The organism is Pseudoalteromonas sp. SG43-7 (assembly GCF_014164295.1).
Classification (GTDB): Bacteria; Pseudomonadota; Gammaproteobacteria; order Enterobacterales; family Alteromonadaceae; genus Pseudoalteromonas; species Pseudoalteromonas rhizosphaerae.
Map to the genome: position 1 here is coordinate 1 of NZ_JACJEY010000066.1, position 22,540 is coordinate 22,540.

Annotated in this window: 28 protein-coding genes and 1 pseudogene; 19 read left to right on the forward strand and 10 right to left on the reverse strand. The window is 38.3% G+C overall.

What is annotated here, in order from left to right; genetic code table 11:
- Positions 1 to 61 precede the first annotated feature (61 nt).
- Entirely contained in the window at positions 62 to 1,048 is a 987-nt protein-coding gene (locus tag H5200_RS20350) for a 2-hydroxyacid dehydrogenase (protein ID WP_182762422.1), read from the reverse strand.
- Positions 1,008 to 1,529 carry a glutathione peroxidase gene (locus H5200_RS20355; protein ID WP_145233015.1) on the reverse strand — a complete coding sequence of 174 codons (522 nt, stop codon included), beginning with the start codon at positions 1,527 to 1,529 and terminating at the stop codon, positions 1,008 to 1,010. The genes H5200_RS20350 and H5200_RS20355 overlap by 41 nt, the downstream gene beginning before the upstream one ends.
- A gap of 122 nt (positions 1,530 to 1,651) precedes the next feature.
- Here H5200_RS20355 and H5200_RS20360 point away from each other — a divergent pair, with 122 nt between their 5' ends.
- The 11 genes from H5200_RS20360 (at position 1,652) to H5200_RS20410 (ending at position 10,746) form a co-directional block, all read left to right on the forward strand.
- Positions 1,652 to 2,533 carry an NAD(P)-dependent oxidoreductase gene (locus H5200_RS20360; RefSeq protein WP_145233016.1) on the forward strand — a complete coding sequence of 294 codons (882 nt, stop codon included), beginning with the start codon at positions 1,652 to 1,654 and terminating at the stop codon, positions 2,531 to 2,533.
- 242 nt (positions 2,534 to 2,775) lie between these two features.
- The gene (locus tag H5200_RS20365) at positions 2,776 to 3,414 is read left to right on the forward strand and encodes a thermostable hemolysin (RefSeq protein ID WP_182762389.1); all 639 of its coding nucleotides are present in this window, start codon (positions 2,776 to 2,778) and stop codon (positions 3,412 to 3,414) included.
- A complete protein-coding gene (locus H5200_RS20370; RefSeq protein ID WP_149980953.1) occupies positions 3,414 to 4,886 on the forward strand; it encodes an AMP-binding protein in 1,473 nt (490 codons plus the stop codon). Before H5200_RS20365 ends, H5200_RS20370 begins: the two co-directional genes overlap by 1 nt.
- Positions 4,883 to 5,572, forward strand: a complete 690-nt coding sequence (locus H5200_RS20375; RefSeq protein ID WP_182762392.1) for a TenA family transcriptional regulator — start codon at positions 4,883 to 4,885, stop codon at positions 5,570 to 5,572. The genes H5200_RS20370 and H5200_RS20375 overlap by 4 nt, the downstream gene beginning before the upstream one ends.
- Positions 5,569 to 6,363, forward strand: coding sequence for an SDR family oxidoreductase (locus H5200_RS20380; RefSeq protein WP_149980955.1), 795 nt, complete (start codon positions 5,569 to 5,571; stop codon positions 6,361 to 6,363). The genes H5200_RS20375 and H5200_RS20380 overlap by 4 nt, the downstream gene beginning before the upstream one ends.
- Positions 6,360 to 7,013: a hypothetical protein gene (locus H5200_RS20385; protein WP_404936383.1), complete on the forward strand. Its 654-nt coding sequence runs from the start codon at positions 6,360 to 6,362 to the stop codon at positions 7,011 to 7,013. Before H5200_RS20380 ends, H5200_RS20385 begins: the two co-directional genes overlap by 4 nt.
- A 1-nt stretch (position 7,014) precedes the next feature.
- Positions 7,015 to 7,674 (forward strand): response regulator transcription factor, encoded by a 660-nt coding sequence (locus H5200_RS20390; protein WP_182719149.1) that lies wholly within the window; start codon positions 7,015 to 7,017, stop codon positions 7,672 to 7,674.
- Complete coding sequence (locus H5200_RS20395; RefSeq protein WP_182739170.1) at positions 7,674 to 8,978, forward strand: ATP-binding protein; 1,305 nt, start codon at positions 7,674 to 7,676, stop codon at positions 8,976 to 8,978. Before H5200_RS20390 ends, H5200_RS20395 begins: the two co-directional genes overlap by 1 nt.
- A 13-nt stretch (positions 8,979 to 8,991) precedes the next feature.
- Positions 8,992 to 9,318, forward strand: coding sequence for a cupredoxin domain-containing protein (locus H5200_RS20400; RefSeq protein WP_310737054.1), 327 nt, complete (start codon positions 8,992 to 8,994; stop codon positions 9,316 to 9,318).
- The gene (locus H5200_RS20405; RefSeq protein ID WP_182762398.1) at positions 9,305 to 10,045 is read left to right on the forward strand and encodes an iron transporter; all 741 of its coding nucleotides are present in this window, start codon (positions 9,305 to 9,307) and stop codon (positions 10,043 to 10,045) included. Before H5200_RS20400 ends, H5200_RS20405 begins: the two co-directional genes overlap by 14 nt.
- Before the next feature lie 38 nt (positions 10,046 to 10,083).
- Positions 10,084 to 10,746 (forward strand): hypothetical protein, encoded by a 663-nt coding sequence (locus H5200_RS20410; RefSeq protein WP_246175522.1) that lies wholly within the window; start codon positions 10,084 to 10,086, stop codon positions 10,744 to 10,746.
- 47 nt (positions 10,747 to 10,793) lie between these two features.
- Here H5200_RS20410 and sbcB read toward each other — a convergent pair whose 3' ends face one another.
- Complete coding sequence (gene sbcB / locus H5200_RS20415) at positions 10,794 to 12,245, reverse strand: exodeoxyribonuclease I (protein ID WP_182739172.1); 1,452 nt, start codon at positions 12,243 to 12,245, stop codon at positions 10,794 to 10,796.
- A 138-nt stretch (positions 12,246 to 12,383) separates the two neighbouring features.
- On the opposite strand from sbcB, the gene H5200_RS20420 reads away from it, so the two are divergent.
- The 5 genes from H5200_RS20420 (at position 12,384) to H5200_RS20440 (ending at position 15,473) form a co-directional block, all read left to right on the forward strand.
- A complete protein-coding gene (locus tag H5200_RS20420) occupies positions 12,384 to 13,604 on the forward strand; it encodes a site-specific integrase (protein WP_182762400.1) in 1,221 nt (406 codons plus the stop codon).
- 7 nt (positions 13,605 to 13,611) lie between these two features.
- Positions 13,612 to 14,154 (forward strand): hypothetical protein, encoded by a 543-nt coding sequence (locus H5200_RS20425; protein ID WP_182762402.1) that lies wholly within the window; start codon positions 13,612 to 13,614, stop codon positions 14,152 to 14,154.
- A 269-nt stretch (positions 14,155 to 14,423) separates the two neighbouring features.
- The gene (locus tag H5200_RS20430; protein ID WP_182762403.1) at positions 14,424 to 14,618 is read left to right on the forward strand and encodes a hypothetical protein; all 195 of its coding nucleotides are present in this window, start codon (positions 14,424 to 14,426) and stop codon (positions 14,616 to 14,618) included.
- A complete protein-coding gene (locus tag H5200_RS20435; protein WP_182762406.1) occupies positions 14,619 to 15,074 on the forward strand; it encodes a type II toxin-antitoxin system YhaV family toxin in 456 nt (151 codons plus the stop codon).
- A gap of 84 nt (positions 15,075 to 15,158) precedes the next feature.
- Positions 15,159 to 15,473 carry a hypothetical protein gene (locus H5200_RS20440; protein WP_182762408.1) on the forward strand — a complete coding sequence of 105 codons (315 nt, stop codon included), beginning with the start codon at positions 15,159 to 15,161 and terminating at the stop codon, positions 15,471 to 15,473.
- Between the two features lie 30 nt (positions 15,474 to 15,503).
- Here H5200_RS20440 and H5200_RS20445 read toward each other — a convergent pair whose 3' ends face one another.
- The 5 genes and pseudogenes from H5200_RS20445 to H5200_RS20465 form a co-directional block, all read right to left on the reverse strand.
- Complete coding sequence (locus H5200_RS20445; protein ID WP_182762410.1) at positions 15,504 to 16,541, reverse strand: putative phage abortive infection protein; 1,038 nt, start codon at positions 16,539 to 16,541, stop codon at positions 15,504 to 15,506.
- Between the two features lies 1 nt (position 16,542).
- Positions 16,543 to 16,812 (reverse strand): hypothetical protein, encoded by a 270-nt coding sequence (locus H5200_RS20450; protein WP_182762412.1) that lies wholly within the window; start codon positions 16,810 to 16,812, stop codon positions 16,543 to 16,545.
- 344 nt (positions 16,813 to 17,156) lie between these two features.
- A complete protein-coding gene (locus H5200_RS20455; RefSeq protein ID WP_182762414.1) occupies positions 17,157 to 17,726 on the reverse strand; it encodes a hypothetical protein in 570 nt (189 codons plus the stop codon).
- 181 nt (positions 17,727 to 17,907) lie between these two features.
- Positions 17,908 to 18,729 carry a hypothetical protein gene (locus H5200_RS20460; RefSeq protein ID WP_182762417.1) on the reverse strand — a complete coding sequence of 274 codons (822 nt, stop codon included), beginning with the start codon at positions 18,727 to 18,729 and terminating at the stop codon, positions 17,908 to 17,910.
- A gap of 16 nt (positions 18,730 to 18,745) precedes the next feature.
- A pseudogene (locus tag H5200_RS20465) lies at positions 18,746 to 18,961 on the reverse strand (S24 family peptidase); the annotation flags it as partial.
- Between the two features lie 338 nt (positions 18,962 to 19,299).
- Here H5200_RS20465 and H5200_RS20470 point away from each other — a divergent pair.
- The 3 genes from H5200_RS20470 (at position 19,300) to H5200_RS20480 (ending at position 21,653) form a co-directional block, all read left to right on the forward strand.
- The gene (locus tag H5200_RS20470) at positions 19,300 to 19,707 is read left to right on the forward strand and encodes a hypothetical protein (protein ID WP_182762418.1); all 408 of its coding nucleotides are present in this window, start codon (positions 19,300 to 19,302) and stop codon (positions 19,705 to 19,707) included.
- A gap of 265 nt (positions 19,708 to 19,972) precedes the next feature.
- Positions 19,973 to 20,311: a methanolan biosynthesis protein EpsI gene (locus H5200_RS20475; RefSeq protein ID WP_145233034.1), complete on the forward strand. Its 339-nt coding sequence runs from the start codon at positions 19,973 to 19,975 to the stop codon at positions 20,309 to 20,311.
- Positions 20,304 to 21,653, forward strand: a complete 1,350-nt coding sequence (locus H5200_RS20480) for an SPFH domain-containing protein (protein WP_182762420.1) — start codon at positions 20,304 to 20,306, stop codon at positions 21,651 to 21,653. The genes H5200_RS20475 and H5200_RS20480 overlap by 8 nt, the downstream gene beginning before the upstream one ends.
- A 92-nt stretch (positions 21,654 to 21,745) precedes the next feature.
- Here H5200_RS20480 and H5200_RS20485 read toward each other — a convergent pair whose 3' ends face one another.
- Positions 21,746 to 21,991: a hypothetical protein gene (locus H5200_RS20485; protein WP_182718880.1), complete on the reverse strand. Its 246-nt coding sequence runs from the start codon at positions 21,989 to 21,991 to the stop codon at positions 21,746 to 21,748.
- Between the two features lie 169 nt (positions 21,992 to 22,160).
- On the reverse strand, positions 22,161 to 22,415 hold the full coding sequence (locus tag H5200_RS20490) for an EamA family transporter (protein WP_182762426.1): 255 nt from the start codon (positions 22,413 to 22,415) through the stop codon (positions 22,161 to 22,163).
- Positions 22,416 to 22,540 lie beyond the last annotated feature (125 nt).

The following is a 22,540-nucleotide window of genomic DNA, read 5'->3' on the forward strand; positions in this document are numbered from 1 at the left end:
TAGCATCTAGCATCTAGCATCTAGCATCTAGCATCTAGCATCTAGCACCTAAATCAACCTCTTATTTAACTTCATTACTTAGTGGTAGGTTATTAGCGAACTCAAGTGCATTATTTACGGTGATTTGCGCAATTTCACTCAATGCTTCTTTGGTAAAAAAGCCTTGGTGGCCGGTGACCAGTACGTTTGGAAAACTTACCAAACGCGAAAACACATCGTCTTGCATAATTTCATCACTGCGGTCTTTAAAGAATAGTTCTGACTCTTGTTCGTACACATCTAGCCCTAAATAACCCAATTTTTTAGTTTTAAGTGCGCCAATACAGGCTTTGCTATCAACTAATGCGCCGCGGGAAGTGTTTATAAGCATCACCCCTTGCTTCATTTTGGCAAAAGCGTGTTCGTTGATCATATGATGAGTTTGCTCGGTTAACGGGCAGTGCAAAGAGATCACATCGCTTTGACTTAATAAAGTGTCTAGATCACAAATTGTATACTTACCTGGTACTGCATAAGGGTCGCAAACCAATACATTTGCACCAAAGCCATTGAGTATATTTACTAAAGCCAAGCCAATTTTTCCACAGCCAATGATACCAATGGTTTTCTTGAATAAGTTAAAGCCAAGCAAGCCATTTAAATCAAAATTATCTTCACGGATACGGTTATAGGCTTTGTGAGTTTTGCGATTGAGGGTAAGTATTAATGCTACACAGTGCTCTGCAACTGCCTCAGGACTGTAAGCGGGTACTCGGCATACTTTGATGTTATGGGCATTTGCCGCAGCTAGGTCAACGTTATTAAAGCCAGCACAGCGTAATAAAATACATTTCACGCCGAATTGAGCAAGCTGATCAATAACCGTTTTATCAACGATATCGTTTACAAATACGCATACAGCATCAAAGCCTTGGCTAAGTATGGCACTTTTCGCATCAAGAGATTGTTCAAAACGGGTTAATTTGATGCGTGTTTGATTGTTTAAACAGGCATCAAAAGATGCATGTTCATATTTTTGCGAACTGAAAAGCGCTACCGTTAGTTGCATCATTAATATTACTCTCTATGACCTGTTTTAAGGTGTCGGGTTTAGTGCGCGGTGCATAACGTACCGCCAATTGTCCCTCAGAGTTTATTAGAAACTTGGTGAAATTCCATTTTATAGCACGATTTTGTGCAATTCCTCGGGTATGTGCTTTTAAATAGTTAAATAACGGGTGAGCATCAGGGCCATTGACCATTACTTTACTAAACACAGGAAAACTAACATTAAACTGTTGTTGATAAAAGTCTTTAATATCAATGTTGTCTATTGGCTCATTGTAGTCAAATTGATTGCACGGAAATGCCAGCACAGTAAAACCATTCGCTTTATATTGCTGATATAGTTTCTCGAGTGCGCTTAACTGCACCGAAAAGTTACACTTACTGGCGGTATTGACGATTAAAATCGTTTTGCCTTTTAACTGACTTAAGGCAAAATTTTCGCCGTTATAAAGCGGGGCACTGAATTGATATATGCTATCCATAGGTTACCTATTTTGTGTCGTCCATGAAGAAATTTAATGAAGACTTTTTCATTCGCTTTTTTACTGTTCGGTTGAGATAATCAAATTATCTTTTTAAGTTACCACTGAAATAGGTCAATTTTATGTCAATGAAAGTCGCATTTATCGGTTTAGGTGTAATGGGTTATCCAATGGCGGGTCATTTAGCAACTGCCGGTCATCAAGTAACCGTGTATAACCGTACCACAGCAAAAGCACAGCAATGGGCAGAAAAATACGCAGGTCAGGTGGCATTAACGCCAGCAAAAGCCGCAGAACATGCAGATATCGTATTTATGTGTGTAGGTAACGATGATGATTTACGCTCAGTCGTTTATGGTGCTGACGGGGTGATTAAAGGTATGCAAGCAGGCACTATTTTAGTCGATCACACTACGACTTCAGCCGAAGTTGCGCGCGAAGTATCCGCTAATGCGGCACTAAAAGATATTGCGTTTATTGATGCGCCAGTATCGGGTGGTCAAGCTGGTGCTGAAAATGGTGTATTAACAGTCATGGCTGGTGGCGACTCAGCAGTATTTGCAAAAGTACAACCAGTTATGGCGGCATTTAGCCGTTTTAGCCAGTTACTTGGCGAGGTTGGCTCTGGGCAGTTGTGTAAGATGGTTAATCAAATTTGTATCGCTGGTGTAGTGCAAGGCTTGGCCGAGGGCTTACATTTTGCAAAACAAGCAGGCCTTGATGGCGAAAAAGTCATTGAGACGATTGCAAAAGGTGCGGCTGGTTCATGGCAAATGGAAAACCGTTACAAAACCATGTGGGCAGGTGAGTACGAATTTGGTTTTGCTGTTGATTGGATGCGTAAAGATTTAGGTATTGCGTTAGATGAAGCAAAAAATAATGGTGCCACTTTACCAATGACCGCGACGGTCGATCAGTACTACGCTGACGTACAAGCACTTGGTGGTGGGCGTTTTGACACATCAAGCTTATTGGCGCGCATCGAAGCGTTACATAAAAAATAGATAATCAGAGCGTCGGATAATAAGTCTATCTCCAGCAAGTAAATTAAACGCTAACTGTCTTAAATTTACTTGCATAAGCCCGCAATTAGCGGGTAGATGTGGCTTATTATTCCTGAAATCTCCAGTTACGTAATCACTGACCCAAACATTGTTTGGGTTTTTTTATAAAAATTAATTTTTCTTAAGGTTTATTTAAGTTTTGCTCGTTAGATTTTACCCATAGTCTAAAAAGAGCGAACACTATGCAATCACTTCAAGTTACTAACTTGCCTGTTACCAACACACATGATTATGTGTGTGCTAATGCAAACATGCCATTTCGTGTGCAATTAGAGCAAGTCGTTAAAGCGAGTTTTGCCAGCGCTTACGGCGCCAATATTAAGCAGTTTATGCCGGTGTTATGCCAATTAAGTATTGCCGCTGATTCTTGCACGCTGGGACTTAGAGTTGCGACTCAATCACTTTTTATCGAGCAATACTTACCAGAGCCGATTGAATACTTTGTTGATGTACCGAGGGAAGATATTTACGAGCTTGGTAATTTATGCTCAACAAATCGCAAAGCGACTCTCGCTCATTTTGTACTAATGAATGAAGCACTTTATCAAATTGGCGCAAAACGTTTGGTATTTTGTGCCACTGCAAAGGTTAGAGCATTATTAAAAATGCTCTCAGTTAATTGCACTGAAATTGCATTAGCCAATAGTCAGGCACTTGATAACCCAGCAGATTGGGGGACTTATTATGAAAATAAACCAACACTGTGTGTGGTAGATTTAGCGGCTGCTCATGATTGCGTAATAAACACACCTCATTTGTTTAATATTAAACAGCACTATCATCAAGCGAGTTGCCAATTAGCATCGCAATTGGAGGCATAATGGGGTTTTTATCGAAACTACCACACGCAGCGCTTGATACTGTGATTGTTGATCATCATGACCAACAAATGCAGCCGATCAGTAAACAGATGCTGATGCAAGCAGTGGCAGAGTTAATTATCGACTTTAAAGCGCTTGATATGTCAGCCGTGGCGTTTGTAATGGACAATACGCCTGCTTGGTTAATTGTTGACTTTGCATTGATTGAGTTACAACAAGTAAGCATTCCGCTGCCGACCTTTTTTAGCCCACAACAGCTAACTAATAGCGTGAATAAAAGCGGCGTTTCGCATTTTATCAGCGACACCCCCTGTGAACTTGACGGGTTAGAATGTATTGCGACCTTGAGCGTGTTAACCCGCTACCCGCTTTATATCTATAAAGTAAGCGCGTCGAGCCCTACAACATTTTTTACAGATACCCAAAAAGTGACGTTTACTTCAGGCTCTACCGGTGAGCCAAAGGGAGTGTGTTTATCTTTACAAAGTCAATTACAAGTGGCGACCTCATTGCATAAAAAAATAGCGATAAAACAGCCAAAACATCTGTGTTTATTACCTTTGCCAGTATTACTTGAAAACATTGCAGGGGTTTTTGCACCGTTATTAGCCGCAGGTGAAGTGCATGTTATGACACTGCCAGAATTAGGCTTCTCTGGGGCAAAATTAAATGATGCCAGTCAACTGATCAATGCCATTGATCGTGTGCAACCGAATACGCTTATTTTGGTGCCAGAATTATTGACCTGTTTAGTTTGGTTTGCCAAGCAGGGATGGACAGTACCAAAGAGCCTGAAATTTATTGCCGTTGGTGGCGCTGTACTCAGCAGTGAATTGATCACTGTGGCGCGTAGTTTAGGGTTACCAGTTTATCAAGGTTATGGTTTATCTGAAGCTTCATCAGTGGTGAGCTTAAATACGCCAAATGATGATGACATAGAGTGTGCAGGGCGGGTGTTAAATCACTTGCAAAGCAAACTGGTAGACGGGCAGCTATTTATTAAAGGACCCTTATTTTTAGGCTATTTAGGTCAACAACCCCATGATCAAACGAGTTGGTATGCAACCGGTGATTTGGTTGATCAACAACAAGGTCGGTTAACTATTAAGGGGCGTTTAAAAAACCAAATTATTACTAGTTTTGGGCGCAACATCAGCGCTGAGTGGCCTGAATCTTTGCTACTCAGTAACAGTGAAGTACAACAAGCTGTTGTCTTTGGTGAAGGTAAAGCGCATTTAGTAGCACTTATTTATGCATCAGTAAATATGACTGATGAGGTATTAGCCGAGCATTGTAGAGGTATTAACGCACAATTACCTGAATATGCCCAAATTAAAACATTTCATCGCTTAGCTGAACCACTTACTGCAGAGCGGGGATTATTAACCAGTAATAACCGCCCTAAACGCCAAGCAATAGCAAACTATTATCATGCACAACTAACAGCACTGTACAGTGAGGCAATATTATGAGCAATTTTTTCGAGACATTAAAATCACAAACCCAAGCAGAACGCGAGTATTTACTGGCTGCACCGATCATTGCTCGAGTATTCAAGGGGCAAGTAAGCACAACTGAGTATGCTTCATTTTTAGCTCAAGCCTATCATCACGTCAAACATACGGTGCCATTAATGATGGCCGTGGGCGCGAAATTATCGACTGAACAAGAGTGGATCCGCGAGGCTGTTGCACAATATATAGAAGAAGAAATTGGTCATCAAGAGTGGGTGCTCAATGATATTGCAGCCTGTGGTTTTGATAAACAACAAGTACGTCAAAGTGCTCCCAAATTTGCCACCGAGTTAATGGTTGCTTATGCCTACGATACAATTAATCGTGGTAATCCATTGGCATTTTTTGGCATGGTGCATGTACTCGAAGGTACTTCAATTGCGTTAGCCGATAATGCGGCAAGTAATATAGCCAATATGACCGGATTACCTAACAAGGCATTTAGCTATTTAACATCTCATGGGGCTTTGGATATTGAGCATGTGAAGTTTTTTGAAGATCTGATGAATAAAATAGAGTTTCCTGCAGATCAACAAGCGATTGTGCATGCCGCTAAATGTTTTTATAAGTTATATGGCAATATTTTTCGTGAATTAGATACAGATCCACAGTTTGTAAGTAGCGACTTGGAGCAAACTGCATGAACCGTCCACTTTGCGTGTTAACAGGTGCGACAGGCGGAATTGGTCAAGCCGTGGCATTAAAGTTGATTCAGCATGGCTGGCGTTTACTGTTAGTTGGTCGTCAACAAGCACAGCTAGAGGCATTACAGGTTAAGTGTGGCCAAGACTGTGAGATATTTATTGGTGATTTAACATCAGCACAGACTCGCCAAAAATTACTTGAACATGCTAAATCACTTGGCGGTGCAACAATGCTTATCAATAACGCTGGCATTAATGTGATGCAAGGTTTTAGTGAAATGACGGAGCAGCAAATAGATGACTTACTGATCGTTAATCTGTCGGTGCCAATTAAGTTATGCCAACTATTTTTACCACAAATTTTAGCTAAAAAAGGCTCAATTGTTAATGTGGGATCATCGTTTGGTAGTATTGGTTACCCTTATCAAACCTTATATTGCGCAAGTAAATTTGGTTTACGAGGAATGACCGAAGCGCTGGCCCGCGAACTCAGTCACTGTGATGTAAAAATATTATATTTAGCACCTAGAGCAACTGATACAAATATCAATTCAGTGCAAGTACGCGCGATGAATAAAGCTTTAGGCAATACAATGGATCCACCTGATAAAGTGGCAGATGCGCTTATTTCATTATTGAAATCTGGAAATTCACGCAGTTACATTGGTTTTCCAGAACGCTTATTTGTCAAACTAAATGGTGCTTTTCCATCCTTAGTAGATAACGCAATTGCAAAACAACTTCCTAAAATTAAAAGTTTTTTTGCAGATAAAATTGATAAAGGTGAATGACTATGATTAAACTACTTTATACTAGCTGCTTGTTAACTGGGATATTTTTAACCAGCGCAGCGCATGCCGATCTTGCTAGCGAATTAACTCAGGTGCAAACAAGTTGGGCAACTGTGAATTATGAATTAGTAGATAAAGCGCAGCTCAATGCATTTGAAAAGTTATCAGAGCAGGCCGCTGAGTTTGCAAAGACCTATGATGATCAGGCACAAAGCCATATTTGGTATGGTATTGTGCTATCTAGTTATGCTGGGGCAAAAGGCGGCTTAGGTGCATTAGGATTAGCAAAAGATGCTAAAGCACAGTTAGAGCAAGCCATAGAAATTGATGCCAATGCGTTATCAGGCTCTGCTTACACCAGTTTAGCGACCCTTTATAGTAAAGTACCGGGTTGGCCAATTGGATTTGGTGATGATGACAAAGCGAATAAATTATTTAACCAAGCGCTTGCTATTAATCCAAACGGTATCGATAGTAATTACTTATACGCGGCATTTTTGTACGACGAAAGGGAATACAAAAAGGCAAAAACACATTTACTTGCCGCTCAACAGGCTCCTGCACGCCCTGATAGACCAAAAGCGGATTTATACCGCCAGCAAGAGATCACCCAGTTGTTGGCAAAAGTAGATAAAAAACTTAAGAGATAATATGCATTTACTACTGGTTGAAGATGATAAGTTAGTGGCTGAAGGATTATGTCGTTCACTTCGCCAACAAGGTTACAGTGTCGAGCACTGTGCTAGTATAAAATCAGCCATGCAATGGCTCGAAAATGATGAAATAGAATTACTCGTGCTTGATTTAGGACTACCTGATGGCGATGGCATTGATGTATTAAAACACGTCAAAAAGCATCGCCCTAACTTACCTGTAGTGATCTTAACGGCACGCGGTAGTATTGACGACAAAGTACAAGGGCTAGATTTAGGTGCTGATGATTATTTAGCTAAGCCATTCGATCCTGCTGAATTATTTGCCCGTTTAAGAGTCGCTAGTCGGCGCGTAACTCATGCGCAATCAAGTACTATTAATGTAGCAAATGTAGAAATGGATACCTCCGCTTTTACAGTCACACTTGATCAGCAACCGGTAAACCTGCCGCGTAAAGAGTTTATGTTACTAAAAGCGCTTTTTGAAAATCAAGGGCGCGTATTGTCCAAACAACAATTAGAGAGCAAACTATATGAATGGGGCGAAGAAGTAGGTTCAAATACTATTGAGGTGCATATTCATCATCTACGTAAAAAGCTCCCTAAAGATCTAATTAAAACCTTACGTGGCATAGGTTATGTGGTAGGTAAACGTTAGTGTCAATTAAACGCAGATTAACGCTGATTATTTTATCAACGGTGATCCTGACTTGCTTTTTGGCATTCAGCAAAGGCTACCGCGAAAGTATGAGCCAGGCCGAGCTGCTACTTGATAACGAATTGCAAACCATTGCTCATGTACTGATCGAGCAACCTATACACAGCGACAAGCCAGTGTTAAGAAGTGATCTAACTCGATTACTGTTTCAAATTTGGCAAGATAACAATTTGCTTAGCGCGTCTAAATCATTAGCTGAACTGGCGCAAAAACCAAGCCTGAATGGATTTAGTGTTGAAAACTTAGCCGGACAGCGGATGCGAGTATTCAGATTAACCATGCATACAAAACAAGTGCTGGTGGCTGAGCCGCTGAGTAAACGTTATGAACTTAGTGAGACCATGATTTTGTCAGCAATGACACCTTTGCTTTGGAGTGTGCCACTGCTTGCGGTGTTGATCAGTCTATTTGTCAAACAAGGATTGAGGCCCTTAACACGCCTTTCAACATTATTAAAAACGCGACAAGCCAATGACTTTACTGCCATTAATTGGCAAGTGAGCGAATACGAAATTAAACCGGTGATCTCACGGTTAAATGATCTGTTTAAACGTGTAGAAAGTGCCTACTTAAGAGAGCGCTTTTTTGCCTCAGATGCTGCCCACGAATTACGCACCCCGCTAAGTAGTTTAAAAATAAATGTTCATAATCTACGCGCACAAGGTGATGGTTGCTTGGAACTTGATGCAATGGCGCAAGGTATCGATAAACTTAGTAATATTGTTGAGCAAATGTTGATTTTGGGACGCACCTATCCAGAGCAATGGCAGGCACAATTTAGCCCAATTTCAGTGCTAGAGGTCAGTCAACAAGTGGTTGCACAGCTATACGAACGACTTGATGCAAAACAACATATGATCAGTATTGAAGGCGATGATTATGTTATTAATGGTGACCAATTTACCTTGGCAACCTTATTTAGTAATTTATTAAGTAACGCCATAAAATATACGCCTAGTGGTGGCAATATAGTGATCCGCTTAAGCAATCAGCAAGATGCGTATGGTTGGCAGATTGATGACTCAGGTCCTGGCATTGATGATGCCCATAAAGCACGAATTTTTAACCGTTTTTACCGTGTTGGAGGTGATAAACACCCCTCTGGAGAGCAAGGTGCCGGATTAGGTATGGCGATAGTTGAACATATAGTAACAATTTATGATGCAAGTATTTCTTTAGCCGACAGTGAATTAGGCGGCTTACAAGTACGAGTAGAATTTATGCAAGGAGCAGAGAGTGAATAACTGGTTAGGGTTTATCAGCCTGCTGCTATTTAGCTTATTACCATTTTCGTGTTTTGCTAAAGAATATAAATTAATTTTAAAAGATCACCTTTTTTATCCCGCGGAGATCATTGTTCCGGCCAATACTAAACTAAAACTTTTAATTGAAAATCAAGATAGTACGCCAGAAGAGTTTGACAGTTTTGATTTAAATCGAGAAAAAGTGCTGTATCCTAATCGTAGTAGTGTGATTTATATCGGGCCACTGAGCCCTGGGCGTTATGAGTTTTTTGGCGAGTTTTCACCTAACACAGCCCGTGGTGCAGTATTAGTAGAAGGAAAGACTGATGCTGATAACTAGTTTATTGATGAGTATAAATCAGCTGTTACCAGTCGTGATTTTACTCGTGCTGTTACAGTCATTGCTAAAGCTAAACCAGCGTGTGCTGATAGTGACCGCTTTTGTTGGGCTGCTTTGTAGTATTATTTATGTACAAAGTGCCGCTTGGTTGAGCCAGTTATTTGATCATCGCGGCCTTGAGTTTAGTCAAATGCTGTTATGTGTCATTGTGTATATTGCATCACTAATAAGTTGTAAACAGCAGCGTATATTCGCATTGCTTGCAATAGTTGCGGTTATGGCGCTGTATTTGAGTCACTATTTTATTTATCTGGTTGGTTTTTGGCATAACACCGATACAGCAAAACCTTTGCTTATAGGGACATCTTTGGGAATAGGGATCTGTGGTAGTTTTGGTGTGTTGCTATTATTTTTACTGCATAGTGTTAGAGCACGATTTGGTGTGTATCCACTGATGTTGTTTTTGGCTTTTAATGCCTCGGCAAAATTACTGATAGTATTAGATCTGGCCAGCCAAATTGACTTGATCAATATTACGTCCAACTACTTTGATTGGCGTGCAGTGCTAGTCGAAAACTCAGAGTTAGGCCGTGTACTCAAAGCCTTAGTCGGCTATGAAGCAACGCCAAGCAAAACTGCATTATGGCTTTATCTAGTGGCGGTTTTAGCCTTTATTGGCACCAGTATAGTATTTACTCGGCAATTTTCTCAAAAGGAGCCATCATGAGATTTATTCTCGCGTGGTGCTTAACTTCGCTTTTGTTCATGGCATCGTTTAATGTGCGAGCCGATGGAATAGTCGTAGATAAAGTTTACCACCCTTACGTACTACCATTTGAGCGCGAATTTGAATGGCGTTTGATCTCTCATCAAACAGATAAGGGCAATATTTTAGCCCAACGAATTGGCTTAGGTGGCTCGTTTAACGACACTATGAGTTTGGAAGGTTATGCGGTTGGAGAACGTGATGACGACGGTAACTTTGGCTTCTCAGCCTACGAACTAGAACTGCGTTGGCAGTTGGTGGAGCAAGGGCGGCTGTGGGCTGATTGGGGCGCCTTATTTGAACTTGAAAAGCAAGAAGGCAAAGATAGTTATGAAGCCACAACTGGCTTTTTATGGGAAAAAGAATTTGGTCGGACTAGCCTCACCATGAATGCATTTTTAGTCTACGAGTGGGGCGGTGATATTAAAAACGAATGGGAAACTGAGTTTCGCGCGCAGTATCGCTATCGTTTTCGCTCTGAGTTTCAGCCTGCATTAGAGCTATACGCCGGAGAAGACTTCTTTGGTATTGGCCCTGGTTTTATTGGCCTGCATCGATTTTCAGCGAAGCGACAACTAAAGTGGGAAGCAGGATTTGTGACAGAGCTGAGCCAACAAGGTAAAGATCATAGTTTTCGCCTTGCCCTAGAGTTTGAATTTTAAAGTAAAAAGCCGCGAAAACTTTTCTCGCGGCTTTAAATCTCTGCAAACTACATACTTTGCGCGTAGTTATAAAGCGCTTTTAGAATAGTCAGATTTTTTTCATTATCGTCATGTTCATGGGCGAGATTTTCTAGTGTAACCATAAAATCTTGCGCGCTGATCGATGGTTGATCTTCACCATGCATTAATTTGTTTTGGCAATATTGACGCCACTGATCAAGTTCATCTTGATTAAGTGATTGCGGCCAGTTACGGGCACGGTATTTAAACAATAAGTTATCAAACTTTTTATCTTCAAAATCCAACTTCATACCCGCTAATTGCTCAGGGCTGGCATCACGGATAATGGCAAATTTAGCTTTATCAGCATGACTGGTGAAGCCGTCGTATAACATGTAATCAGTATTGGTGGTTTTACCGTAATCGGGCTTATCGTTAAATACTTCAGTGACTTTATCGCGAAGACTTGGGTTGGCTTTTAAAATCGCAAGATTTTTTAAACACTGCTCGCGGTCAATGCCTAAGCGGGCGGCGTTTTCAGGTAATAAGGTTTTAGCCGGCGCTAAAATAGGGCATTTATTTAAATGTACCAGTTTTAAACCAACAGGCAGTTCATCATCGGCAAGCTCACTGCGCTTGGTATAAAGGCGGGTGCGCAATTCTTCAATTGATAAATCGAGTAATACCTGTGGATCTTCGGTTAAGTTAAAACACACTACTGCATTTTTATTAGTCGGATGAAAGCTCATTGGCGCAATCCAACTGGTACAGCCTTGGGTCGCAGGAATACGTGATGAAGTATGCACCAGCGGTGTCATATTAAATACATCAACTAACTCAGCTAGGGCTTTTTTACCGCGCAAACTAAAAAAGAAGTTATACAGTTTAGGCTGTTTTTCTTTTATTAGTTTAGCCAAAGCAATCGTCGCGGTTACATCGCTTAGTGCATCGTGCGCCGCAGCGTGTTCAATGCCGTTAGCAACCGTTAAATGTTCCAACTTAAAGCTTGGGCTGCCATCTTCTTTTAACGGCCATTCAATACCTTCAGGGCGCAGCGCATAACAAGCACGCACTAAATCTATAATATCCCAGCGGCTGTTATTGTTTTTGTATTCGCGTTCGTAAGGGTCGTAAAAGTTACGATAAAAGCTGTAACGGCTTACTTCATCATCAAAACGAATGCTGTTATAACCGGCCACGCAGGTATTCGGCACACTAAACTCAGCATGAATTTTGGCAATAAAGTCAGCCTCAACTAAACCTTTTTGCATCGCCACTTGCGGAGTAATACCGGTGATCAAACATGCCTCAGGGTGCGGTAAATAATCAGCCACAGGTTTGCAATATTCAATCAACGGCTCACCAATAATGTTTAAATCAAGATCAGTACGAACACCCGCAAACTGGCTCGGCTTATCCTTTTGCGGACTCGCCCCCCAGGTCTCATAATCGTGCCAGTATATCGTAGGTTGGTTTTCGTAATATGTTGGTTCGCTCATTCTGTCTCTTAGCCCTTTATTTATGCGGGTTTTTACTGCGCTTTCATTTGTTCTTGTATTTTCGAGTATGTTGCAATCTGCGCATTGTGTGTATAGTATCGTGTATAAATTTTTTGCTAACTGTGTATAAAAAATTAAATGGCGATCAGCGACACCAAATTAAGAAAGCTGCTAGATAAAAATCAAATACCTTGCGTATTATCGCACAGAGATAGTTTAAGTGTAAGGGTATCAGCTAAAGGCACAATTACATGGCAATACCGTTGCCGTGTTGATGGTAAACAGGCCATTATCTCGCTTGGCCGTTATCCTGGTTTAACCATTAAACAAGCACAAGACTACATACCTCACTTTCAAAACTGGCTCAGCCAAGGAAAAGATCCACGCATAGAGTTAAAACTTATGCGCAATGAAGCTAAAGGTTTACCTACAATGGCAAAGGTTGCAGCCGATTGGGTTGAAAAAAAAGTACCGGACCTAAAAGAAAAAACACAAATACTTTATACACATCAAGTCAGCAAATGGGTTTTGCCATTTTTAAATGATGAAGCCAAGCCACTTGATTTAATGACCATTAAAGATTGGATAAAATATTTTGATGATGTAAAAGCGCAGGGTAGTGCAAAAACTGCCGGCACAATATTAGTACGCATAAAATCTATAATCGGCTGGGCTGAAAAGCGCGGTGATGTAAAACCATTTAACCCCGTACTAACACTAAAAGTAAATGATGTAGGCGAGCAATCATCGGTAGGCCAGCGAGTAATGCGCTTTGACGAAATTGCAAAACTATGGATTCAAATCGAAAGCTCAAAAGCAACGCCAGCAACCAAAGCATGTTTGCAGCTAATTTATATAACGGGTGCACGGCAATCAGAGGTTCGTTTAGCTAAGTGGGAACATTTTGATTTTGAAAACAACATTTGGACAGTACCACCTGAAAATTCAAAAACAAATAAAGCAATCCGCCGGCCAATATCAACCAAAATGAAAAATATCTTAGACACCCTTGCCATGGTGTATGGCCGCAGCGGGTACTTAATACCGGGCAGTAAACCAAACAAACCAATGACTACCCACAGCATTAACCGCTATTGCTGTCGAATGTGGGATCACCTGTTTGAAAAATATAAAACGCCTAAGTTCCTACCTCACGATGCCCGCCGTTCCATTTCAACCTTACTAAGCGAAAATGGTGTTGCACCACACGTAACCGAAAAAATGCTAGGTCATACAATGCGCGGAGTAATGGCCGTATACAACAAACACGATTGGATAAAAGAGCAAGCAGAAGGGTATGAGCTTTATTGCCAGCTGATTGATAGTGCTATCTTAGAATCACTTAACAAAAAAGGGTAAAATTAAAATGGAAGAAAGCAAAGAAATCATCAAGTTTGTTTTTGATTGGAGTACGTTAATCGCGTGTTTAGCATTTTTTGTTGCGGTACACCAAGCTTGGATTAGCAGAAAGCATAACAAGCTATCAGTTCAACCATTAATTTATGATTTTATGGATGAAGGTGATAAATGCTTTACATATTCAATCCGTAATAAAGGTCATGGAGTTGCTAAAGTTAAAACATTTAAGTTCTTCTGGGCAGGACTAGAAATAACAGATGAAGAGTTAAGGGGTAAAGTAAAGCCATACATTAAGCATAAAGATCATTTTAAAATAACTAATCTTGGCAGTGATTTCGGCATGTCAAATGATGAAATATTTAAATTGATAGACTTAACAGTAGTTTCTGATGGATTAAGTGACATACCAGCGGATAGGTTTAAAAAGATAATTAATCTAATTGTTACTAATTGCAGGGTGAAAATTAAATATAAATCCTTATATAACGAAGAGTTTTCATTCGAGACCAGTACATCAGCCATTGATTTAAACTTATATAAAGAAGAATAAAATTAGCTGTGTAAATACATAGGTTATCAAACATTGAATGGCATCATAAAACTGACCTTTGTTATCTACAGTTATCACTGTTGTCTATTGTAGTCTCCTAGTGTCTCTTGCTGTTTTGTGAGCCAATATGCTACTATTTGGTTGTGGGTACAGTTAATGACACCCAGAAATTTGGTTGTGGGTACAGTTAATGGGCTCCCAACAATGTAATTAATAGGCTTTTTATTAAACTAAAATGGCTTTTATTTATAGCTAAGAATGGGGCTGTAATGAAAAATAAAGTTATCCAATTAAGCGAAGTAAAAAAAGAGAATGCAGCAACAGAGCAGTTCTTAAATTTACTTGATGCAGACATTGAAGCAGGAAATGTAAAAAAAATTCCTGACTCTGTATTTGATCGTATCGCAGCAATCAAGCACAAGGCACTCGTTGCACGTCAAAATAACGAATTAATAGAGATGTAAATGCACTGGGAAAAATATTGGCATACCGTATTCGAACAAAGATACACGGAAGTATTAAATCAGGTCGAACGCGAAGCTGAAAAAGACCCAGAGCACTTTTATGAATCTGCAATCTATAAATTATTTGAGTGCGTAACTGACTGCATAGAAAACAGAATATTTATAGACCCTCAAGCACCAGACTTTGTACTGGGCAACACGTTAGGTAAAAGTAACCGAGATTGGCGCAGAGCTAAAAAAGGTATGCCTAATCGATATAGACTTTTTTTTAAGTTTTCGAGTACAAATAAAGCAATAGTTCTAGCTTGGTTTAATGACCAGTCAACGCTTCGCAAAGATGGAAGCAAAACAGATGTTTATGAAGTTTTTAAAAGAATGCTATCAAAAGGGGCAATACCCAGTAGCATTGATGAGCTGATAGAGCAATCAACAGAGTTTAATAAACAAGCCCGCTAATAGCGGGTTTTTTCGTGAATAAATTTGATAAATTCATATCGTTAACTAAGCTAGACTCCTAATCAAAAATAAAAGGGAGTTTTCATGTCTACAAAAACAGATATGAGCGGATTGAAAAAACTATCTAAAAACTTAGAGGAATTAGGTAATAAAAAATCAATAGGGTTATATGAATTGATGAGTGACAATTTCGTTTCTAAGTACTCTAAATACAAAAGCTTCGATAAACTATTAAGTAGTAGCCCTTTTACTGTCGAAACTGCTGAAGATTTTGAAGCAATGCCAGATGATGAGTGGGATAGTTTTATAAATCAAAATACAGACTATGATTCTTGGAAAGAAATGCAGGTTAAAGCATTTGAATATTATGCAAAAAAACAAATAGAAAAAGGCCTATGACCAAATAGCCCGCGCTTGCGGGCTTCTTTATTAAATATATCCTTTACCTTCACAATATTGAAAGAAGATGGCATTTTGGCCAAATGCTGACTTTAGTAATTTACCGCCGTCATTTAACTTGATATAGGCATCAATTATTTCTGAACTGATATTTATAGTTGGGTTTTTTATTCGAAAGAATGAAGGGCTTTTATCTGACGGTATAACGTGGATAAAATCTAAGTGTTCAAATAATTCAAAGTAAATAATGAGCTCTTTGAATTGCCCTTCATCTACTTGAGCGTTAGTACAATTGACCATTAACAAAGTTAGCTCTTGGTTTGATAGTTGAGAGCGGAGGATATTGCTATATTTTTTTTGCTCAGAAAACCCTTTTATACCAAATTTTATTAGCTTTAAAATTTGATATAAATTTCTACAGTAACTTCCAAAAACTTTATTTTCGTATTTATAAAATGTAGTAAAAATATAGCTAATAGGGACTTTAAAACCTGCCCTAGAGTGTGCGCTATTCATTGCATATAATAATCGATTTAATGAGTCCAAGCCATTTTTGGCATTACCATGCCCATCGTCAATGAAATCAATTTTAAGCTCATTTCTTATTTCTTCACTAAAGTCACGGCGGTCATAAAAAATGTTACTTAAAAGTTTATTATGCAACTCCAACATATTAAAAAAAGTTGTTTCAAAGCTCTGTACTGCCAATAAGCTAGCTTGCTCTTTTAATGCATCAGATGAGTTGGCAAGTTCGTCACGAGTTAGTCTAAGTTCTTCATTGCTTACTTGAAGTGCTTTTTCATTTTGCTCGATTGCTTTGGTGCCTTGCTCGATTGCTTTTTCACTTTGCTCTAGTGCCTTTTTATTTTGCATTAACGTATAGGCAATTAAAATTAAGCTGAGTAGGGAGAACGTGGGGTTTAGTACACCACCAAAAAAGTCACCAACGGCACCCCAATTACCAATATTAAATGCAAAACCTAATCCAAAATGAGAAGCGAAGGCACCAATAGCGATTAAAGCAGCTACTGCAGCAGCTATACAAATTCCTATAATGAGCTTTTTCATGTTATCCCTTTCCTTTTAGCGAACTAAGTAATTTACCTATTTGATCCATTCCATCGAATGTACTTGGTAAATTCTCAGCATCACTGATAATACCGCTAAATATCAAGCTCTCAAATTTTTCTAAAGCGGTAGGATCACCTTTTTTAATTTCTTTAGAGTAATCAGCATAGTTTTGAATAAATTGACAAAGAGTTTGTCTAAGTTCTATCTGAAGAACTTGAGCTTTTATTGATTTATAGTTGTGTAGCACAACTCTGAAAAAGTAGAGCAAGATTATCTCTAACGAAATAAGAGGTAATAAGTTTAGTAGGTGTGTAGAAATTGCAGGGTTCTGACTAATATCGTTAGGGTTATATATAGAAATCATAGCGGATAAAGGAAATGCAATTAATGAAAATGCTAATACGATAAGGAAAAAGAAAGTATTAATTGCTTCCTTATGTTTCCGCTTTGCTAGCTCATTAAAGCCTTTGTATAATCCAACAAAGTTAAAAGCATTCTCTTGCTTATCTAATGTGGCTTGTAAATTTTTAACTGTTTGTTCTTTTTGTTCTAATTCAGTTTGAAAATCAGATATTTTATTTGTAATTTCATCTTTTGAGCTAGCAATATTATTTAATGTTTCTTCTGCAGTAAATCTCTTCTCGTCAAATGTAGAAAAAGTTTAATTTGTTCGGAGTGGAATAAATTTTTTGTAATTAATAGTGGGGTTGAATTAATGATGTAAAGTAACTCTAATTTAAAGTCATGATCGAAAAATTCATTTACAGTATTGCTAATAGCTTCTTTTTTTATTTTAATTCCAGAAAACGATTCTTTAAATGCTTCATGCTCATCTTCACCTTCCTTGAACATAAAGTCTATTTCAAAGAAAAACCTTAATGAATTTAAGTAAAGTTTTTGAATATGAGGGGATAAATGATCATTGTTAATGGGAGTATTCGTAACATTTTTGATGCAATCAAGAAACTGTTCGCCATAAAGGGCGATATTTAGTTTTGTATAATTGTCCCAAGCGGCCGGGTAATTGAATGTGTTGCTGATGATGCTTGCTGAAGTTTTAAGCAAATCAAAATTGGCATCAGCTATGTCACTTTCAAAGAATTTATTTTCACGCTCTTCTAAAAGTTTAAGATTTAGAAAGCTTCTCATAATCGCTTTGTTATCGTCTTTTTGAAAAAACATAATTATTCCCTTAATTTGTTGTTATTAATCGTTTTAAAGCGACTTACCAGTAAATATGACTTTTCCAACCAACGTGCAATTACCATTAATTGGGATTAGTTGCTCTGGTCAGTTGTGGTTGGTGGCTTTTAAAAACTTTTGGTCGCTTTCAATTATGAGCTGTTTAAATGTGCTTGTTTCTCTACTCATTATTACCGGAGGCAATAACTCTTCCTCCGTTATCTTTGTTTGGGTCATACAGAACCCACTCATTTATAGCATTATCTTTTAACATTTGTCTTATATTATTAATAGTAGCCCCACCATTTTTTGCAATTAAGCATTGTCCATAGTCCCATTCATTGCCTAAAAAACCGTTAGCTGCAATAAAAGCGGTGTAAGCCTTGTCATTTTCAGAATAGAGAAGTGCATATTTAAGAGATTCATTATAAATGAAGCCATTAAATTTTCTGTTTGATTTTGTTATTTGGACTGATGAAAGGCTTTTCTTAATATTAGGCTCTTTGCATTTGATATATTCGGAGTCACTTTTCAGAATTATCGTAATATCTAAAAGATCTGGAGTGTATTCACAGCCATTTAAAGATAATTTACTGTATGGAGGTATTTTTACTTTGTTTGATGAGTGAGCAGATATAACCAATGGTTCTTTGAATTTAATTAGTTCTATGTGACTATTATCCTTAAACTCCGCCAATATACTTTTAATAACTAACGGTTTGTCTTTGCAGTTAGTTAAAACCACTGAGCTAATGTAATCAGGTTTGAAGTATTCGGAAGTTATAGTGCAAGTTGCGAGAACTTCATTACCAAACTTTTTAAGCCCTAAACGAATAGTTAAATAAGTAGCTAGTATAAAAAAGAAAGGTTTAAGATGCGTATTGATGATATCTAGTAAAGCTGAATAGCCTCCTGAAAGTATTGACGGTACTTCATCTATAATTGCTCCTATTAATATTAATAGTAAACAGATGAATATATTAAAAATATTTGTATTTTGCATGTTAGTCATCCTGACTCTACAAAGACTTACCCGTAAAGATTACCTTACCTACCAGTGTACAATTACCATTAATTGGTATTAGTTGCTCGGGCCAGTTGGGGTTGGCGGCTTTTAAGAATTTGTGTCCACTTTCGATAATGAGCTGTTTAAATGTGGCTTGGTTGTCGTCATCTAGGCGGGCTACTACATACGAACCGTGGATGAACTTGGCTTCAGGCTCTAAAAAAATCACCATCACTGAACTTGGATCCCATAATTACAACTTAAAAAGAAATTTTATAATTAAGTTGCTTAAACTAAATATATAAAGTCCATAACTTATCTTATATTCAATACTAATAGCGATTACGTACAAGTCCAGTAATATTTCATTGTCAGGCGTATATGAACAATTTAATGCCGTTAATAAATAGAATATCAGTTCGTTTATTAGACTAAAGTCTATAAGTTAATTTTCTTCACCTATCGGGTTTAGTTTTATCGTTTGTCGAAATTGAGCCTACACTCTAAAGTTCAGTTGTCGGCAACCCAGACGACATGACACGACTCAAACCAAATAGGAATATAATCATGAAACGTTCACTAATCAAAACCATCGCACTTGGCTCATTATTTACTTGCTCAGCGGCTGTTATGGCTGATCAAAGTGATTACAAATTAATGATTATTGATAATGCGGCAGCGTCTCAGCCAGTTGAACAATCATTTAATAACTGCGCATTAAATGTGAAATCAAAAAATTATGCACAAGCAGATGAAATTTGTACCAAAGCAATTGCATTGCTAAAGCAAAGTAATGGTCCACGTATGAAAGTTCGCGAGCTAACATCATTTGCATTAAGCAACCGTGGCGTGTCCCGCATGTTGGCAAAAAATGATACGGCTGGTCTTTCTGATTTATACGAAGCTGCACAAATCGCGGATAGCGAAATGGTGTCTCATAACCTGACGCGCGCTAAAGAATACCTTTCTTTATAATTGTTTTTATAAACGATTAAAGACAAAACCACGTTAGGCTAAGCCAACGTGGTTTTTTGTTTTTTAAAGTGTTTCTCTTCTGAGCCAACCGTAAAACTCACTTATATGTTATTACTTATACAATTAGAGAAATTATATTTCTTTTTGGTATTTTAAAACCTGCATTTTGTTCCTGTTACCTTGTATAATACTCGGCTTAACAGGTGTAAACCATTTTTACACTTATTACCAACCCCCCAATATTAAAACAATATAAGTAGATTTTATGATTTTTTACCTTATTGGGATAACGATACTCATCATTATTTTGTGCGCTGCTTTGTATATAATTTACAGTAATATGCATAAAAATAGGATTAATAAATCTAAAGAATACAATGTGTTATTTGATAAAGACACGATTGTAGATGAGTTAATTACCCAGCTAACAGAAAAGAATAAAACCCAAGAAACCGAAAATGAAGTGCTTAAAAGCAAAGAAGATATTTTAACAACTTTCATCGAGTTGCATCGCTCTGGTAGTTTTTGCGGGCAACTAAGTGAGCAAGAAATTATTTACTTTGTTAAGAAAAAATTAGATATGGAGAGTAATAAAAATGGATAGTCAGCAAGCTGTAGCCCCTCAAGGCAATAAAAGTTCTTTTATAAGTCGATTTGGTCGTCGTAATGTGATTTTAGTGAGTGCTATTTTTATAGTATTAGCTGTAATTGCTACGCTTATGTCGCAAGTTATTTCATGGAATGAAGCTGATGAACGTTTAGTTCATCAATCGGCATTTACGGGTAACTTAACTGTTATCGATCAGGCTGGACCTTATTTAAAAGCTTTTGGTTCTACATCTGCTTATAAAAAAGTTATTTCAATTAACTTTACTGGCGACAGTAGTGCTACAGCAAGCGCCATTGTGCCTCTAATTCCGATTCGATTTTTAGATACAACAACAGGCGGTGCAAGAGGGGTGTCGCGATTTAGGTTACCTGGTAATGTGCCTGCTGGTGAATCTGGTTCTTTACGTGGATTACTTAAGATCCATGAAGAGTTTGGTTCGCAAGAAACCTTGATCTCAAACTTATTAATGCGCGCTACCACTGAAAATGTAAAGGCATCTGCGCGGATGATGTCTGTAGAGCAGCATTATTCTGGTGGTAATGGTCAATTAAGCCAAGATTTTGCAGATCAACTTACTAATGGTATTTTTGTGACTGAACAAATTATTAGTAGCGGTGAACGTGATAAAACGGATGAGTTAAATAATTTGAGTAAACAGCAACGTGTCACGATCAATATCAAAAAGGATTCAGAAGGTAATGCATTACGTAATGCGCCTATTTTAGGTGCGTATGGTATTACAGTGGTTGACGCCAGTATTATTGATATTGACTACGAAAGTAAGGTTAATGCAAGACTTGAGGCACAAAAGCAAGCGGCTGCTGATGAAGCTTTAGCAAGACAGAATTTAAAAAAAGCTGAACAACAAGCCCGTACTGAAGTTGCTCTAGGTGAACAAGCGATTGCTAAACAGCGCGCAGAATCAGAAAAGTTAAAAATCAAAGAACAAATTGATGCTGAACGAGTAAAAGCGAATGCAATTATTTCTGCGCAGCAACGCGTAGCGGTGAAAGCTGAATTGGCTAAAGAGCAAGCAGAGATCTTAAAACAGCAGCGCTTAGAAGCGATGGGGATGGATGTACTTGCCGAAGCGCGTCAACGAGCTAAATCGGCAGCCCTTGATCCTAAGTATGTGTTTGATGAAACACTAAAAGCTGAAGTTAAAATTCAAACTGCTTTATTCACCAGTTTAGGTAATAGTCGTTTAGTGCCTGAAATTGTAATAGGTGCCGGGCAGGGCGAGCAAAGCAATGGCTCTGAGTTTATGCGCATACTTGCAGCGGATGCAGCATTGAGCTTACAAAAGCGTTTAGATAAAGATAAAAAAACAAAGTAGAACAGTAAATTGTATTTAATAGCCCTAGTCAACTAGGGCTTTTTTATGTGATTAGCTTTAGTAAACTATAGGCTAACGTCTTGATTTAATATTTAAAACTTTGGACATAAAGCGTGATCAAAGCCTTTTTCAGTTAATAAAAAAGTCGCGCTTGGGGTAGCAAAAATATAGCCTTCGTAGTTAAGAAACGCAATTGTGCCTTTAACTGATTCGATTTGCTCTGCTGATGCACTTTCTATAATAGCTTTCGGATCTAAATTGACTGGTGTTGGAAACTGCTTATAAAGCTGCTTAAAAATTAAGGTGGCGATAGTTTTAAAGGTGTCGTTATTTTTCATTTTTTTGCTCTTTGGTGTTTATGTGTGCTGCTAATGCATTATTGTAACTCTTTCTATTTAAAGAGTAACTGCCACACTTACCTGTTGATCCTAAAATAATACGCGGTTAAATAGCGATAGAGTTGCAGGTAACTCATCGCTATATCATGAGCTGGTGCTGTATTACTTGTTATTTACAAGGTTCAGGAATGCGTTTTGGGGTAACAATTCGTGGCATTAATAAGCCGATGATCACAACAATAATGCCAATTAATTGTAGTTCTGTAATTGGTTGGCCCATCAAAAATGCTGTTAACATGGCAAATACCGGAACGAAGTTAAAAAATAACGACGCATTCGCTGAGCCAAGTTGGCGTATGCCATTAAGCCACAGAAGATAGCCGGCAACAGTTCCAAATAAGCCAATATAAATAACATCGATAATACCCTAAAGTATCCCCAGAATTAGCCTTTATATATCAATGAACTAATAGTATTAAAAAATGTGGGAAGCGAGGGAACATTCATGGTGTTTTGTGATCTTATGAATCGCTTAAAAACAACAGAGCT